Below are 14,085 nucleotides of genomic sequence, written 5' to 3' on the forward strand. Positions count from 1 at the left end.
ACAGTTCAGCCAGCGTCATCTCTTCGCGGATCGCTTCCAAGGCGACCTTCGCCTTGAAATCAGGTGAGTGGTTCTTTCTCTTTGCCATTGTAGATCGTCTCTTTCATCAGGCGACCCATCTTAAACTCTGGTCCGAAATTCCGCGACCACCTCTGCCCGCGCGGGTCTGCCAATCCCGCTCTCGATAACCGTTGCGTTCAGCCAGCCTCTCGCTGCTCTTCTCGCCGTAGTCTGCACCAGTCTTGGCGCCAACCTCCAGCTCCATCAGCCGTTCGGCGGCAAAGCCAATCATCTCGCGCAGTAAATCCGCATCAGAGCTCTTTTCCACAAGCGCGGAGGTCCATCATGGGCTTGATCATTGGGTGTCATCCTTGGATTAGATGGTGACTTGCAACCTGACCTTACCCAGAAACCCAATGTCCACCTGAATCTACACCATCTCATGGGACGTCACCCACAGTGCCGAGGAAACCGAAGAATGCGGAAGACGCCCTTCATGGCAGAATAGTTTGTTGAGCCTCGCAGGCGTACGCCGTCGGGGAGGGGCAGTTTCTCAAAGCGGTTCCCTTCGTTGAAAAACGTTCAGGGCTTAAATTAGTGTTTCTAACCAGGCCACTGTTTTCGGGAGTATTTTAAGACGGTCACGGACTTCGATAATCAGGCGTGGCGTTTCTTCTATAGCATCCAATCCATTCAGAACGGGATCCCAGTTGATACGGCCCTCGCCGGGGTGCCAGTGACGGTCGGCATAGCCGTCGACGTCTTGCAAGTGGACATGCCCCAGATGGCCGCTAGCAGCCGCGATGAAGTCGGGTACTGGCGGGGCGTTGTAATTATTGTGCGCTAGATCCGCGTGGCCAGTGTCGATAGGGACCTTCAAGTTCGGATGATTGATCTGGCGGACCAGATCCACGCGGGTGGCAGGGTCGGTGTCCTCGATGTTTTCCAGCATTAAGGTGCATCCGATGTCTTGGGCGCGGGCCAGAGCGGGGGCCAAACAGTCGGCGGCTGCTTCGAACATTTGTGCTTCGACCTTGGGGTAGTTCCGGCGGTTCAAAACGTTCCACATGGTGAACGGGCTGTGAATGACCATATGGGTGCCGCCCAATGCTTCGGCGATCTCTAGCCCCTTGAGGAAGCGTTCCTGAATGATGGCGCGTATGGAGCGATCGGGATTGGATAGCTCGAGGCCAAAGAACGGGCCGTGGATGCCGCGCGGGCCGTTATGGCCGTCGAGCGCGGCTTGGTACTGGCCGATCAGGTCGCTGCAATCGCCCGCGATCACGTCGGGCATGACGAAATCCTGGATCTCGATGGGGCGGTCGGACTCACAGAGCCAGTTTTTGATGGATAGGTAGCTGTCGAATTCAACAGCTGCGCCAATGGTGGAAAGAGCCAAAAGAGTGGTCCTTTATTTGATGCCAGCGCGCATAAAGCGCTGCACGAACTGGCGTTGGAAGAGGAAGAAACCCAACAAAAGTGGGGCAGAAGTCATGAGTGTTGCGGCGTTGATCACCGCCCAAGATGTGCCACTATCGGTGGTGGCAAAGATCGACAGGCCCACGGTCAGGGGCCTTGTTTCGACGGAATTGGTGATGATCAGGGGCCAGAGGAAATTGTTCCAGTGATGACTGACCGAGACGAGGCCAAAGGCAAGCATCGCGGGTTTGCCCAAGGGGACGTAGACTCGCCAGAGCAGACCAAGAAGGGAGCAGCCTTCGATCCGTGCGGCTTCGTCCAGTTCCTTGGGAATGGTCATAAAGGTCTGGCGCAGCAAGAAAATCGCAAACCCCGAGGCAAAATAGGGCAAGCCGATGGCTAGGATAGTGTCCACCAGCCCGAGGCTGCGCATGGTCCGGTAATTCTCGACCAGCAGGATGTCGGGCATCACCAGCAACTGCATCAGGATCAGGGCAAAGAGGATCGATTTTCCAGGAAACTCCAAGCGGGCAAAAGCGAAGGCCGCCAGCGTGCACAGGATCAATTGGGCGCTCAGGATCACCCCGACCAAGAGGATGGAGTTCAGGAAATAGCGAGCGAAGGGAGCTTGGTCCCAAGCACTGATAAAGTTCTCCAGCGTCAACGGGGCGGTTACGTCAAAGCGGGCCTCAAATGCGGGCGGGTGGATCGCGGCCCAAACGGCGTAGGCAAGAGGGACGATCCAGAGAAGTCCCAGCAAAGTGCCTGCGCTTCGGATCAGAAAACGATCGAGGGGTGTGTCTTGGATCATTTGTAGTGCACCCGCTTATCCGCAAGAAAGAACTGTCCGATCCCCACGATCCCGATGATCGCGATCAGCACCACCGTCAGCGCCGCCGCATACGCTGTGTCCCAGAACCGAAAGCCAGTCTCGTAGATGTAATAGAGCAGCAGCATCGAGGCGTTATCAGGCCCGCCTTTGGTCATCACGAACACATGGTCCACAAGGCGGAAGGCGTTGATCACCGCGTTGACTGACACAAACAGGGTCGTCGGCATGATTAGCGGCAAGGTCACGCGGCGAAAGAAGGTCCAGCGCGAGCATCCCTCGATCGCGGCGGCTTCACGCAGGGTTTCGGGGACGGTTTGCAATGCCGCGAGAAAGAAGATCATAAAGAAGCCCGCTTCCTTCCAGATGGTCACTGCGGCCACCGAATAGAGAGCGGTGTCCGGCTGGCCAGCGTAATTGGCAGAAGGCAGTCCGAAGAATAGTCGGATTTGGTCAATCAGGCCAAAGCCTGGCGCGTAAAAGAACAGCCAGATATTGGCGACCGCGATCAGGGGCAGGACCGTTGGCGTGAAAAAAGACATGCGCAACAGCCCGACTCCTCGAAATGAGCGATGCACCAGTAGCGCCATAATCAGAGCCAATGCGATCGAGGTGGGGATCGTGATCGCGGCATAGATCGCCGAGTTCACCATCGCTTTGATGAAGACCGGATCGCTCAACATCTGCTCATAGTTGCCAAGGCCGGTGAATACCGAGGCGCGGCGGCCTTTGGGTGTAGTCCAGAAGCTGTTCAGCAGCGTCTGAACCGCGGGCAGATGGGTGAAGGTGATCAGGAATACGAACGCCGGCAAGAGCAGCGCCCATGCGTAGATCCAGTCACGTTTGATCATACTCACCCCCGAAAAAACAAAGGGGCCCCCGCAGTCGAAGGCCCCCAGAAAGACTTAGTAGTAGGGCTTCAGGATCGCTTCGGCAGCGGCCTGCGCGCCATCCAGAGCGGCCTTGGGCTCGGTCTGACCGGTGATCGCCGATTCCAGTGCCGAATTCAGCAGCTGGGTGACCTTGGGGCCTTCAAAGGTCGACAGCTCTGGCACTGCGTATTCCAGCTGATCACGGGCGACCAGCGCCTGCGGGAAGTCGGCGGTGTAGACTTTCATAGTATCGGTGTCCCAGACGTCGGGGCGGGGTGCGACGTAGCCGGTTGCGATGCTCCACTTGGCGGCTTGCTCGGGCTCGGTGACCCATTTGACAAAGTCCGCAGCGGCTTGCAGTTCTTCGTCGCTTGCCCCCTTCAGCAGGTAGAAGTTGCCGCCTCCGGTAGGGGCGCCGTTCTGCTGCAGGCCAGGCAGGAAGCCCACGCCAAAGTCAAAGGGGGCGTTGGTGCGCACGTTGGTCAGGTTGCCGGTGGTGGTCCAGATCATCGCGGCTTGACCGTCGAAGAACGCCTTGGGGGTGCCGCCCCAATCCAGAATGCCGGGAGCCATGACTTCGTCGGTGGCCGAAAGGGCGACCAGAGCCTCGAGCGCGCCAACAGCCGCGTCAGAGTTGAAGGTTACCTTAGTGCCGGTTTCGTCCGCCAGTTTGCCGCCGTTGCCCGCGACGATGCCGGTCCAGAGCCACGAGGGGAAGCCCGACGACGGGATATGAACGCCCCACTGGGTGACGTTGCCCGCGTCGTCATTGACGGTCAGGGCTTTGCCCATTTCCACCATTTCAGCCCAGTTTTTGGGACCTTCTTCGGGGTTCAGGCCAGCGGCTGCGAACGCCTCTTTGTTCCAGTAGAGAACAGGTGTCGAGCGCTGGAAAGGAATACCCCAAGTTTTGCCTTCGGTCTGGCTGTTCGCCATGAACGCAGGGTAAAAGCCGCCGATCCAGTCTTTCTGCTCTTCTTCGGTGACGAAATCATCCCATGCTACGATCATGTCTTCGTCGATAAAGGTGAACATGTCGGTCGAGAGAGAGATGATCAGCTGAGGCGCGTTGCCGCCACGGACGGCTGTGATCGCCTTGGTCGTGGTGTCCGCATAAGAGCCAGTGTAGATCGCGTCGATGTTTACGTCAGCGTTGTTGGCCATGTATTCTTCGGTCAGGGCCTGAATGGTGTCCGCTGCCGCGCCGCCTACGGCCACGGGGAAGTAGAATTCCAGATCGGTCGCCGAGGCACCGGTCGCCAGAGCGGCTATCGCCGAGCTTGCGAAGTAGACGTTACGCAGTTTCATGGGTCGTGTCCTTTTGAGCTAGGGACGGGGTGGGAAAATCGTATTGGGTCAGGCGCTGGCCATTGTTGGCAAAGACGCTGACGGCCTCTGGCGACCAGCCAAGGGGGAACTCGGAAGGGGGTACAGGGGCGGCTGCTGGCATCCGCATGATGAACCGCGTCTGGCCTGCTGTCGCGCTGACCAAACGATCCGCGCCAAGGTATTCGATGCTGGAGATCCGCGCGGTGGGGCCGCGGGGTGCCACATGTATGTCCTCGGCCCGCAAACCGATCAGGTGGGGCTGGCGCACATCGGGGAGGGCCCCGCCCGCTAGATCGGCAGGGTCGAATAGCGCCATCGGCGGCGTACCGATAAAGCCCGCGGTGAAGGTCGTGGCAGGACGGGCATATATGTCCTGGGGGGTACCGGCCTGCTCGATCCGGCCTTGGTTCATGACAATAATCTGGTCGGCCATTGTCATTGCCTCGACTTGATCATGCGTCACATACACGACAGTCAGACCAAGCTGTTGCTGCAGCGCGCGCAGCTCGACTCGCATCTCGGTCCGCAACTTGGCATCAAGGTTCGACAGAGGTTCGTCCATCAGGCAAATCGGACGTTCGCTGATCACCGCTCGGGCCAGGGCCACACGCTGCTGCTGTCCGCCTGACAGTTGCGCTGGCTTGCGATCCAATAGGGTGCTCAGGCCCATCATCTCGGCCACACGCGACAGGCGCTGGATACGCACTGCTTTGGGGGTTTTGCGTACCTTCAGACCAAAGAGGATATTCTCGGCGACGTTCAGGTGTGGGAAGAGGGCATAAGACTGGAACACCATTGATACGTTCCGGCCATTCGGCGTGGTGTGCCCTACATCTTTACCGTTAATTACAATTGAGCCGCTGGTCTGCTGATCCAATCCAGCGATTAACCTCAGTAGGGTCGATTTTCCGCATCCGGACGGCCCTAGTAGGACTGAAAACTCTCCCTGCCTCAAGGTCACAGACACGTCGCGCAGCGCATAACTCTCGCCAAATGCGCGGGTCAAGGAGGAGATCTGGATGGGGTCTTGGGTGTTCTGCATACGTGTGCAGAGACCATCAAATGGCAAACGCGAAGTGACAGTAAAAGAATATTTTATGTCAGCGAGTGAGTTTGAAGTGTGCCACGTGACCGTCAGCGCATCTCATAATGAGAATGTATAAGGGTTGTCTTCGGCGTGGTGACGAGCAAACCACCAGCAGAAAGAAAAGAAGTCCACTGGTGGCCCTGAATATCTGAAGAGGGGTGCTTTGTTGGCTGCCTTTTACTGATCGCGCACGAAGCGCTCTAGCCAAGCCGAAATCGACTCAGCGGGCGCACCGAAAAACTCGGCATTGGAGAGCAGGTCGGGGGTGACGTCACGCGGTTGTACGGGGCGCGGCAAGCCTTGTTCATTGCGGAACCAAACGTGGCTAACTGCATTGCTGTCATCTGTCTCGGCGACAAACAGGCATTTTTCCATAACATCTACCTAGTTGGCATAATTGAAGGAGATCCGGTTTCTGTTCTTTCTGCCCGTATGACAAGCCCGTTCACGAGTGATTTCAATAAATTTTTTCCAAGTGGTTGAGAAAACTTCACTAAAGTGAAATAATGACGTCATTACGTCAAAATGGTCTGCCCATGTCGAAAGATAAAAAATCCTCGGTCAAAGATGACAAATCTAAGAAGAAGAACACCTCGCTCCGGCTGGACAGCAAAACTCTCAAGGCTTTGAAACTGCGCGCGATCGAAGACGATACAAGCGTTCAGAGGATCATCGAAACCCTTGTGGAAGACTATCTGAAGAAATCCTGAAGCATGACAATCTTACCCGTTCCTACGTACTTGGTTCCGGCCTCGGCGCTTGACGCTTTTTCAGGCGCACCGTCGGGCAAACTGACCGCGCAACTGATCCGCAGCGAAGACGACTCAGCTTTTGACCTGTTGGACACGTTTGACGAAGACCTGCGCCAGCGTGGCATGTGCCTGCTACAGGTGGGCGCTCAGCTTATCCTCTGGACCTCAGATGGCGCGATGATTGCGCAGTCTGATGTCGCGTCTCCAGCTCGCTTTGTCGCCGACCTTCCCTCGGGTGCGGTCAGAGAAACCCTTGGCTTTGTTCCCGCACTCCGGAGTCTGGTCCCATTGGGGCAAGGGCGTTGGTCCACCGCGCATATTGCGGTTGTTGACGAAGAAGAGAAAACGCAGGCTCGCGCGAAATTCCATGTGCTGACAACAGAGACTGGACAAGGCGTTGCTATCGCACAACTGCAGAGCTTGCGAGGCTACGACAAAGCCTTTGATCAATTGCAGAATGATCTGGTTTCGGCAGGAGGCGTTCCTTTGGCCGACGCCCACCCGCTGGAGGCTCTGTTTCCTGATCATCAACCCTACGTCGCCAAGCCCGAACTGTGTCTGGCCCATGATGCCACAGCGTTCGAAACTGCCAATGCGATCATCGGGGCCTATCTGCCTGTCGCCCGACGCAACGAGCAGGGCGTGATTGACGATATTGATGTCGAGTACTTGCACGACTACCGGATTGCCCTGCGCAAAATCCGGTCGGTGACGAGCCTATTCAAAGGCGTGTACTCCGAAAAGCAGACGGAAAAGCTAAAGCTGCGGTTTTCTAATCTGATGGCCCCTACAGGGCGGCTGCGAGATCTGGATGTGTACCTGCTTGAGCGCGACTTCTTCTTCGATCTTTTGCCAAAAAGTCTGCACGGCGGGCTGGAGCGCATGTTCGAGATGTTCGCGGCCGAGCGCGCTGAGGCACTCCGGAAACTGTCAAAGCATCTGAAGAGCAAAAGCTACGAGGCAGAGATCACGAAACTGATCCACCTGTTCGACACGCCAAAGAAGTTGCACACGGGGCCGGCGGCGGACGAACCCGCTCATGATTTCGCATCTGCTCTGATCTGGAAGCGTTATCGCAAGATTTGCAAAATCGCTGCGGGAATCGATGACCAAACAGAGGATGAAGAAGTCCACGAACTGCGTATCCAGTGCAAGAAACTGCGCTACCTGATGGAGTTCTTTCAACCCGCATTCCCGAAGAAAGAGTTCAAGTCGTTGATCAAACCACTGAAAAAGCTGCAGGATAATCTAGGACTGTTCAACGACTATTCGGTGCAACAAGAGAGCCTAAAAGACTTCCTCGACGGGCTGGGGGCCGGCGATCACGTGGGCAACATGCAACTTGCGCAAAGCGTCGGTGCTTTGATCGCGGTGCTGCACCAACGTCAGCTCGATGAAAGGCAAAAGGTCGTCGAGAGTTTCACAGCGTTCAATAGTCCGGAAACACAAACAACTTTCCGAGATCTTTTCCACGGCGGGGAGGGGTAACAATGAAAATCATTGCTTGCTATTCAAACAAGGGAGGCGTCGGCAAAACTGCGACCGCCGTGAACCTAGCTTATGCACTGGCAGATGCCGGACGCAGGACCTTGCTCTGCGATCTGGACCCGCAGGGGGCGTCGAGCTTCTATTTCCGTGTGAAACCGTCCAAAAAGCTGACTGAAACGAAGTTCTTTGATGATGTTGAGCGTTTCACCAAGTCGATCCGTGGTAGCGACTACGACAATCTGGACATTCTGCCCGCGAATATGACGTTTCGCGACTTCGACGTATTTCTCAGCCGGATGAAGAACAGCCGTTCACGACTAAAAAAGGCGCTGAAATCGGTAAAGAGCGACTATGATGTTATCCTTTTGGATTGCCCCCCGAATATCTCTACCCTGTCTGAAAACGTCTTCAGTACGGCAGACGGCATCGTGGTGCCTGTGATACCTACGACCCTGTCCCAGAGGACGTTTCAACAACTCGAGGAGTTCTTTCGCGAGAATGGACTACCCCCAAAAAAACTTCATGCATTCTTCTCAATGTCCCAAGGGGTGAAGTCTCTGCACGGTCAGACTATGGAAGAAATGCGCAAAGAGCATAAGAAGCGCTTCCTCAACACGCAGATCGCCTTTGCCTCCGATGTCGAGCGGATGGGCGTGCACCGAGCCCCAGTGGTGGCCACAGCGCCCCGCAGCGCGGTCTCAGTGGCCTATCGACAGTTGCATGATGAAGTGATGGAAAGGCTGAGCAAAGCATGAGCGCGCCCACGGAAATCGAGAAGAAGTTCCTCGTTATTGAGTGCCCTGCTTTGGACGACTTCAAAGCCGAAGTCGTCCGCCAAGGTTACATCACATCTGGCGAGGATAGCATTGAGGTGCGGGTCCGCCAAAAGGGGCAGGGCTACTATATCACCGTCAAATCCAAAGGCACTCTCGCGAGGTCGGAATACGAAACTGCAATAGAGCTAGCCCAGTTTGAAACACTCTGGCCTGCGACCGAAGGCCGACGTTTGGAAAAGACCCGATACACCGGCGCACTGCCGGGTGGCGCGGCGGTTGAACTTGATATCTTCGAGGGCCACTTGGCAGGGTTGCAATTGGTCGAGGTTGAGTTTTCCTCGGTCGAAGAAGCTAAGGCATTCAAAGCGCCTAGCTGGTTTGGCGCAGACGTAACCGAAGACAAACGCTATAAAAATAGTGCATTGTCGGTAGCTGATCAGCTCCCGACATAAAAGAGTCTCTGTTCGGGGGCCTACCTTCACAGAACTGCAGAATTTGATCTGTAAGCTAACCCGAATGTGCGCCTGCTGCTTCAGCGCGGCGGGCCAGACCGACAGACTAGACTTTCAGGAAACCAAACGGTGCCCCAGATCGATCCGATTGCGGAAAACTTGTCCCTGCTGATCGCGGAGATGGATGGCCAATTGCAAAAGCTGGTCACCTATTTCAAGGATCCGCAGTCCAAGTTGGCAGCGCAATTGATGCAGCGGTCAGGCTATTCGGGAAACCTCTCTTCTCGTGTGAGTAAAGCATGCCTGGCCGCTATGATCCGGGAAAAACAGGACAATCGAACGGACCTGCATCTGCAGGGCATCGATACGATTGCACGGAATCTGGACCTGATCGCGCGTCTCGCTCGCCGCGCTGTAGGTCAAGCCGAGAAGATCGAGCGCAAGAAGCTGCTACGAGCAGCCGAATATGTGGCACCGCTTGGTCGTGTGCGAAAAACGGTGGGGCGGATTCAGGCGGCATTGGCGGATCGGGATAGCAAGCTTGCGGTCACGATTGGCAAAGAGCGACAGTCCATCGAAAAATTCCACGCAATTCTTTTCGCGGCCTACACCCGCGAGATGGAAGGGTCGAAACACACGCAAGATCTGGCCTTTGCTCTGCTGACTCTGAACGAGACCACGCGGATCGGAGAGGCGCTGCAGGCCATTTCCGAGGCGATCCTGTCGATCAACATCGGGCAGTCCGTTCGTTTCGAGAAATACTTTACCCTGCGCAGCGTCTTGTCCTCTGTGTCCGCAGGCAAAGAGGTGGCGCTGACACCGTTGGCCGAAACGCGCTCTGGCTCTGCGATTTCGAGCGTCAGGATGCAGGGACCCAGCGGCGATACGATCTCTGCCGTGTTCAAGGACGGCGACAAGCGCAAGGTCAAGGAAGAGCGGGTTGGTGTAAAGAGCTGGAACTCGGTCTATCCGGGTCTGGCCCCTGAAATCCTGTCCTACGAGAAAAGCGGGAAATCTGCGGCCCTGTTGATCGAACACCTCGATGGCGAGACTTTCGAAGACATCCTTCTGGGGGGCAGCGACGACGCCTTGGCCGAGGCGCAAACAGCCTTGCATCGCACGGTCCGGGATATCTGGAGGCAGACAGCCAGCCCCGAACCAGCAGTCATGAAGGCGATGGAGCAGCTGTCTAAACGGATGACGGACGTCTACCGCCTGCACCCTTGGTTCGCGAAGGGCGCGCAGAATGTGAATGGCTGCGTCGTGCACGGCTTTGATGATCTAATCGCCGAAGCGGCAAAACGAGAAGAGCGGCTTTCAGCGCCTTTCTCGGTGTACATCCACGGTGATTTCAATCTGGACAACGTGATCTATGACCCCGTCAGCGCCAAGATCCGTTTCATCGATCTGCACAGGTCGCGCTACATGGACTACGTGCAGGATGTCTCGGTCTTTATGGTGTCGAATTATCGGCTTCAAGTGCTGGACCGATCCACCCGTCAGCGCATCGCCCGCGTCGCGACGGATATGCACCAGATGGCCTCTAAATTTGCGCGCCGACAGAAGGACGCGACTTACGACTACCGGTTGGCCTTGGGGCTGGCGCGCTCGTTCGCCAGTTCGACTCGCTTTGTCGTCGATCAAAACCACGCGCGGCGGATGCTGCTGCGTGCCCGCTATATCCTAGAAACCGCGCTGGCCGTGCCCGAGGGGCGTGAGGCGCGTTTCAAACTGCCCATAAGGGACCTCTTTTATGACTAAACGCATAGGCGTGATTGGCACGCCGGGAAAATGGTCGACCGAGGCTTTGGCCGACGCTTTTGCGGAACGCACGGGCTATCGGCAGGTGATCGACATGGCGGATGTCCGGCTTGATCTGGAAAACCGCTCGTTGATGTGCGGTGACCTTGATCTGTGCGGTCTGGACGGGCTGGTGCTGAAGAAGGCTGCGGAAATCTACAGTCCCGATGCATTGGACCGGCTGGAAATGCTCCGCGTGGCAGAGGCGCGTGGGGTTCGCGTCTTCAGCCCTACAGAACGCGTGATCCGCTTAATGGACCGCTTGGCCTGCACAGTGACGCTGTCGAATGCGGGTCTGCCGATGCCGCCCACCACCATCACAGAATGCGTCGAAGACGCCCGTACCGCGTTGAACCGCTATGGGTCTGCCGTGTTCAAGCCGCTCTTCTCGACCAAGGCCCGCGGGATGGTGCTGCTAGACGCGGACGCCCCCGATGCCGAGGCGCAAATCGCGGCGTTCAAAGCGGCCAATCCCGTGATGTACATTCAGGCCAAGGCGGATTTGTCGGGGCATGATCTGGGCATGGTGTTCCTGAACGGTGCGTACTTGTGCACCTACGCCCGCGTCAGTCAGAACGACAGCTGGAATACGACGATCCACTCTGGGGGCAAATACGCGCCCTACGAGCCGACGCCCGAGCTGATCGAATTGGGCCGCCGTGCACAAGAGCCTTTTGGCCTGACCTTCACCACTGTCGATATCGCGCTCACGCCGAAGGGGCCGATTGTCTTTGAAGTCTCGGCCTTTGGCGGCTATTCCGGCGCGTTGAAAGGATGCGGGATCGATGCGGCGGCTTTGGTGGCCGAATATGTGATCTCCGAGGTATCTGCATGACCACTGCCCAACTGAGCGCTGCGGATGTACTGGCGCAACTTGATCTAGCTGCCGCCGGAGAGGAAGGGTTTGCGCTCAAGGTCGGCGAGATCAGGATCAGGGTTTTGTGTCCAGAGCCCCTGCGTGGCCGATTGATGACATATTTCGCGGACGTTCTGTCCGATGAGGCAGGCGCGGTCACCGTCCACCTACTGCCTGACCAACATATGTTGCCAGAGCCTGCATGGACCGATTGGCTGCGCGAAGGTGGCAAGATCGGTCGCAAGGATGCGATCTGCGATCTGGACGGCGCGCGCCTGATCCGCAAAGTGCGCAGCGGCGTGACTTTTTTCCAGTCGTTCGATCATGCAGTAGCTTTTGGGCCGCTGGAGCAAAATGAAAGCACCGTTATCAACTTCATCAATACGCAGGCTCTTAACATAGCTTTGCGCAAAGGATGGCAGTTGGCGCATGCGGCTGCGGTCACGAATGGACGTCAGACGCTGGCAATTTCCGGCCTGTCGGGCGGTGGAAAGTCCACGTCAATTTTGCGTCTAATGGATATCGACGGGCTGTCTTTCCTCAGCAACGACCGCGTTTTGATCAAAGGTGGTGCGCCTGTTCAGGCGCTTGGGATACCGAAGCAGCCACGTATCAATCCGGGCACGATTCTAGGCAATCCGCGTCTGGCGGACATGCTGACAGAGACGCGGATCGAAGAGTTGAACGCAATGGACACTGCAGATTTGTGGGCACTCGAAGACAAACATGATCTCGTGATCAGAGACATTTACGGGCCAGGGCGGGTGCGCTTCGATGCACCCATGACCGATTTTTGGGTGCTTAACTGGAGCCATGGGGCTGAGGAGGACACACGCATCAGCGAAGTCGATCTTTCCTCTCGCCCGGACCTGCTGCAAGCCATTATGAAAAGCCCTGGTCCCTTCTATCAGCATGTCGATGGTAGCTTCGAGCCGAACGGAAACGCGCCTGATCCTGCGCCCTATCTAGATGCTCTGAAGGGTGTGCGGGTCTGCGAAGTATCGGGCAAGATCGATTTTGACAAGATTGCCGCAGCAGGGCGCGATCTGTTCGATGGCTGAGCCGCGCTATGTCGCTTTTCTGCGCCATGGGGACTACCACCAGCGCAAGGGAGTGCCCTCGGCGCGGCAGCCATGGGCACTGACGGAAGAAGGAATTGCTCAAGCTCAAGCTGGCGCGGCTCTGCTGCAGGAGATGATTTCTAAGTTCGATTTGGTCCTGTCACCAAAGATTCATAGCTCTCGGCAACTGCGGGCGTGGCAAACCGCAAGCATTCTGGCTGAAGGCCTAAAAGCATCCGGCTTTCGCATTGAAGAGATCGCCGAGACTTCGGCGTTAGGCGAGCGCAGCCTTGGCAGCGCAGCAAACCTGACAGTCGCCGAGGTCGAGACCGCCTTGCGAAATGATCCTCGATATGATGCGCCACCCAAGGGTTGGAAGTCTGAGAGCAATTACTGCCTGCCGCTCGAGGGCGCAGAAAGCCTGATCCAATCCGGTGCGCGTGTTGCCGCGTACATTACCCAGACCGCAGAGCCTGGTCAGTTGACCGTCTTCGTGGGGCATGGCGCATCCTATCGGCACGCCTGCTACCATTTGGGCATTTTAAACCGCGAAGAGATCGCGAGCTATTCCATGTTTCACGCTCGCCCGTCACTGATCTGTCATCAAAACGATGGTACATGGCGTCACTTGGCTGGCGCGTGGAAGGTCCGTCCCCCAAAGGACGAGCCTAAGGATTAATCCCAATTCCCTGAGCGTTGGCGCACGCAGGCGACGCGGAGGGGCAGGGATGACTGAACTCAACAAGGCCTTGGGCAAACGACTGGCTTTGCCGCCAATCATTGATACAGAATCATGCCTCGGGGACCTGCCTCGAACGCTTGGCCCTTGGCCCGAGGCGCGTTCAGAACAAATTGCATCTTGCTTGGCCAGTGCTCGTACGCACGGAGGATGGCAATGGCCCGATCAACCAGTCGTTTTTGTATCTGACCCCCATGCGGATGCCGAAGGGTTCCTGCGTTCTTTGATTGGCGCAGGTGCAATCCGCCGCAATCAAGATAGGATTACGCTTACGCAGTTCGGCCAGCAGGCGCGCATCATTTTGGGCGGCGATAGTTTGGACAAAGGCCCGAGCAATCTGGCGCTCTTGGACGCCATCGCTAGCGTGATCGATGCAGGCGCAAACGTCCAAATCCTTGCCGGCAATCATGATCTGCGCATGCGCATGGCCATCGGTGCGGTTCAAGGAGAGCGTACCGTGCTGAATGAACACCTTTTCGTCCGCATGGTGTCAACGGCGGAGTAAAATTCGGCCATTGTGGCGGAGCAAAAGTCGGCCAGTTTGGGGCGAGCGCCTTGGAGCGTGCGGCCCTCATATAGCAAGCCCGGTCCAAGGCGCATTGGCCGTCAGGCCAATTCTGTGAGG

The 14,085-nt window shown here is 56.9% G+C and carries 15 protein-coding genes and 1 pseudogene; 9 read left to right on the top strand and 7 right to left on the bottom strand.

Going from position 1 to position 14,085, the window contains the following annotated elements; translation table 11 throughout:
* Nucleotides 1-154: 154 nt before the first annotated feature.
* The 7 genes and pseudogenes from AB9K37_RS01010 to AB9K37_RS01040 form a co-directional block, all read right to left on the bottom strand.
* A pseudogene (locus tag AB9K37_RS01010) lies at nucleotides 155-359 on the bottom strand (transposase); the annotation flags it as partial.
* A 230-nt stretch (nucleotides 360-589) separates the two neighbouring features.
* Nucleotides 590-1,399 (bottom strand): sugar phosphate isomerase/epimerase family protein, encoded by an 810-nt coding sequence (locus AB9K37_RS01015; RefSeq protein WP_369835162.1) that lies wholly within the window; start codon nucleotides 1,397-1,399, stop codon nucleotides 590-592.
* Nucleotides 1,400-1,411: 12 nt separating this feature from the next.
* Nucleotides 1,412-2,230: a carbohydrate ABC transporter permease gene (locus AB9K37_RS01020; RefSeq protein WP_369835163.1), complete on the bottom strand. Its 819-nt coding sequence runs from the start codon at nucleotides 2,228-2,230 to the stop codon at nucleotides 1,412-1,414.
* Nucleotides 2,227-3,099, bottom strand: a complete 873-nt coding sequence (locus AB9K37_RS01025; RefSeq protein WP_369835164.1) for a carbohydrate ABC transporter permease — start codon at nucleotides 3,097-3,099, stop codon at nucleotides 2,227-2,229. The genes AB9K37_RS01020 and AB9K37_RS01025 overlap by 4 nt, the downstream gene beginning before the upstream one ends.
* 54 nt (nucleotides 3,100-3,153) lie before the next feature.
* A complete protein-coding gene (locus tag AB9K37_RS01030) occupies nucleotides 3,154-4,428 on the bottom strand; it encodes an ABC transporter substrate-binding protein (RefSeq protein ID WP_369835165.1) in 1,275 nt (424 codons plus the stop codon).
* Nucleotides 4,415-5,455 carry an ABC transporter ATP-binding protein gene (locus AB9K37_RS01035; protein ID WP_369835166.1) on the bottom strand — a complete coding sequence of 347 codons (1,041 nt, stop codon included), beginning with the start codon at nucleotides 5,453-5,455 and terminating at the stop codon, nucleotides 4,415-4,417. The genes AB9K37_RS01030 and AB9K37_RS01035 overlap by 14 nt, the downstream gene beginning before the upstream one ends.
* Before the next feature lie 258 nt (nucleotides 5,456-5,713).
* Nucleotides 5,714-5,911 (bottom strand): hypothetical protein, encoded by a 198-nt coding sequence (locus tag AB9K37_RS01040; RefSeq protein ID WP_303958376.1) that lies wholly within the window; start codon nucleotides 5,909-5,911, stop codon nucleotides 5,714-5,716.
* 161 nt (nucleotides 5,912-6,072) lie between these two features.
* Here AB9K37_RS01040 and AB9K37_RS01045 point away from each other — a divergent pair, with 161 nt between their 5' ends.
* The 9 genes from AB9K37_RS01045 (at nucleotide 6,073) to AB9K37_RS01085 (ending at nucleotide 13,965) form a co-directional block, all read left to right on the top strand.
* Nucleotides 6,073-6,246, top strand: coding sequence for a hypothetical protein (locus AB9K37_RS01045; RefSeq protein WP_303958373.1), 174 nt, complete (start codon nucleotides 6,073-6,075; stop codon nucleotides 6,244-6,246).
* A gap of 3 nt (nucleotides 6,247-6,249) precedes the next feature.
* The gene (locus AB9K37_RS01050) at nucleotides 6,250-7,776 is read left to right on the top strand and encodes a CHAD domain-containing protein (protein WP_369835167.1); all 1,527 of its coding nucleotides are present in this window, start codon (nucleotides 6,250-6,252) and stop codon (nucleotides 7,774-7,776) included.
* Nucleotides 7,777-7,778: 2 nt separating this feature from the next.
* Nucleotides 7,779-8,531, top strand: coding sequence for a ParA family protein (locus AB9K37_RS01055; protein WP_303962321.1), 753 nt, complete (start codon nucleotides 7,779-7,781; stop codon nucleotides 8,529-8,531).
* On the top strand, nucleotides 8,528-9,004 hold the full coding sequence (locus AB9K37_RS01060) for a CYTH domain-containing protein (RefSeq protein ID WP_369835168.1): 477 nt from the start codon (nucleotides 8,528-8,530) through the stop codon (nucleotides 9,002-9,004). The genes AB9K37_RS01055 and AB9K37_RS01060 overlap by 4 nt, the downstream gene beginning before the upstream one ends.
* Before the next feature lie 129 nt (nucleotides 9,005-9,133).
* Nucleotides 9,134-10,765: an aminoglycoside phosphotransferase family protein gene (locus AB9K37_RS01065; protein WP_369835169.1), complete on the top strand. Its 1,632-nt coding sequence runs from the start codon at nucleotides 9,134-9,136 to the stop codon at nucleotides 10,763-10,765.
* A complete protein-coding gene (locus AB9K37_RS01070; protein ID WP_369835170.1) occupies nucleotides 10,758-11,639 on the top strand; it encodes a GAK system ATP-grasp enzyme in 882 nt (293 codons plus the stop codon). The genes AB9K37_RS01065 and AB9K37_RS01070 overlap by 8 nt, the downstream gene beginning before the upstream one ends.
* Nucleotides 11,636-12,721: an HprK-related kinase B gene (locus tag AB9K37_RS01075; RefSeq protein WP_369835171.1), complete on the top strand. Its 1,086-nt coding sequence runs from the start codon at nucleotides 11,636-11,638 to the stop codon at nucleotides 12,719-12,721. Before AB9K37_RS01070 ends, AB9K37_RS01075 begins: the two co-directional genes overlap by 4 nt.
* A complete protein-coding gene (locus AB9K37_RS01080) occupies nucleotides 12,714-13,400 on the top strand; it encodes a histidine phosphatase family protein (protein WP_369835172.1) in 687 nt (228 codons plus the stop codon). The genes AB9K37_RS01075 and AB9K37_RS01080 overlap by 8 nt, the downstream gene beginning before the upstream one ends.
* Before the next feature lie 49 nt (nucleotides 13,401-13,449).
* Nucleotides 13,450-13,965 (top strand): metallophosphoesterase family protein, encoded by a 516-nt coding sequence (locus AB9K37_RS01085; protein WP_369835173.1) that lies wholly within the window; start codon nucleotides 13,450-13,452, stop codon nucleotides 13,963-13,965.
* Nucleotides 13,966-14,085 lie beyond the last annotated feature (120 nt).

This window comes from Donghicola sp. XS_ASV15, assembly GCF_041224595.1.
Lineage (GTDB): Bacteria > Pseudomonadota > Alphaproteobacteria > Rhodobacterales > Rhodobacteraceae > Donghicola.

What these genes read in the sequence shown, in the direction of transcription:
- AB9K37_RS01020 (WP_369835163.1), bottom strand. Translation starts at nt 2,230, where the DNA reads ATGATCCAAGACACACCCCTCGATCGTTTTCTGATCCGAAGCGCAGGC.
- AB9K37_RS01025 (WP_369835164.1), bottom strand. Translation starts at nt 3,099, where the DNA reads ATGATCAAACGTGACTGGATCTACGCATGGGCGCTGCTCTTGCCGGCG.
- AB9K37_RS01030 (WP_369835165.1), bottom strand. Translation starts at nt 4,428, where the DNA reads ATGAAACTGCGTAACGTCTACTTCGCAAGCTCGGCGATAGCCGCTCTG.
- AB9K37_RS01040 (WP_303958376.1), bottom strand. Translation starts at nt 5,911, where the DNA reads ATGGAAAAATGCCTGTTTGTCGCCGAGACAGATGACAGCAATGCAGTT.
- AB9K37_RS01045 (WP_303958373.1), top strand. Translation starts at nt 6,073, where the DNA reads ATGTCGAAAGATAAAAAATCCTCGGTCAAAGATGACAAATCTAAGAAG.
- AB9K37_RS01050 (WP_369835167.1), top strand. Translation starts at nt 6,250, where the DNA reads ATGACAATCTTACCCGTTCCTACGTACTTGGTTCCGGCCTCGGCGCTT.
- AB9K37_RS01055 (WP_303962321.1), top strand. Translation starts at nt 7,779, where the DNA reads ATGAAAATCATTGCTTGCTATTCAAACAAGGGAGGCGTCGGCAAAACT.
- AB9K37_RS01060 (WP_369835168.1), top strand. Translation starts at nt 8,528, where the DNA reads ATGAGCGCGCCCACGGAAATCGAGAAGAAGTTCCTCGTTATTGAGTGC.
- AB9K37_RS01070 (WP_369835170.1), top strand. Translation starts at nt 10,758, where the DNA reads ATGACTAAACGCATAGGCGTGATTGGCACGCCGGGAAAATGGTCGACC.
- AB9K37_RS01075 (WP_369835171.1), top strand. Translation starts at nt 11,636, where the DNA reads ATGACCACTGCCCAACTGAGCGCTGCGGATGTACTGGCGCAACTTGAT.
- AB9K37_RS01080 (WP_369835172.1), top strand. Translation starts at nt 12,714, where the DNA reads ATGGCTGAGCCGCGCTATGTCGCTTTTCTGCGCCATGGGGACTACCAC.
- AB9K37_RS01085 (WP_369835173.1), top strand. Translation starts at nt 13,450, where the DNA reads ATGACTGAACTCAACAAGGCCTTGGGCAAACGACTGGCTTTGCCGCCA.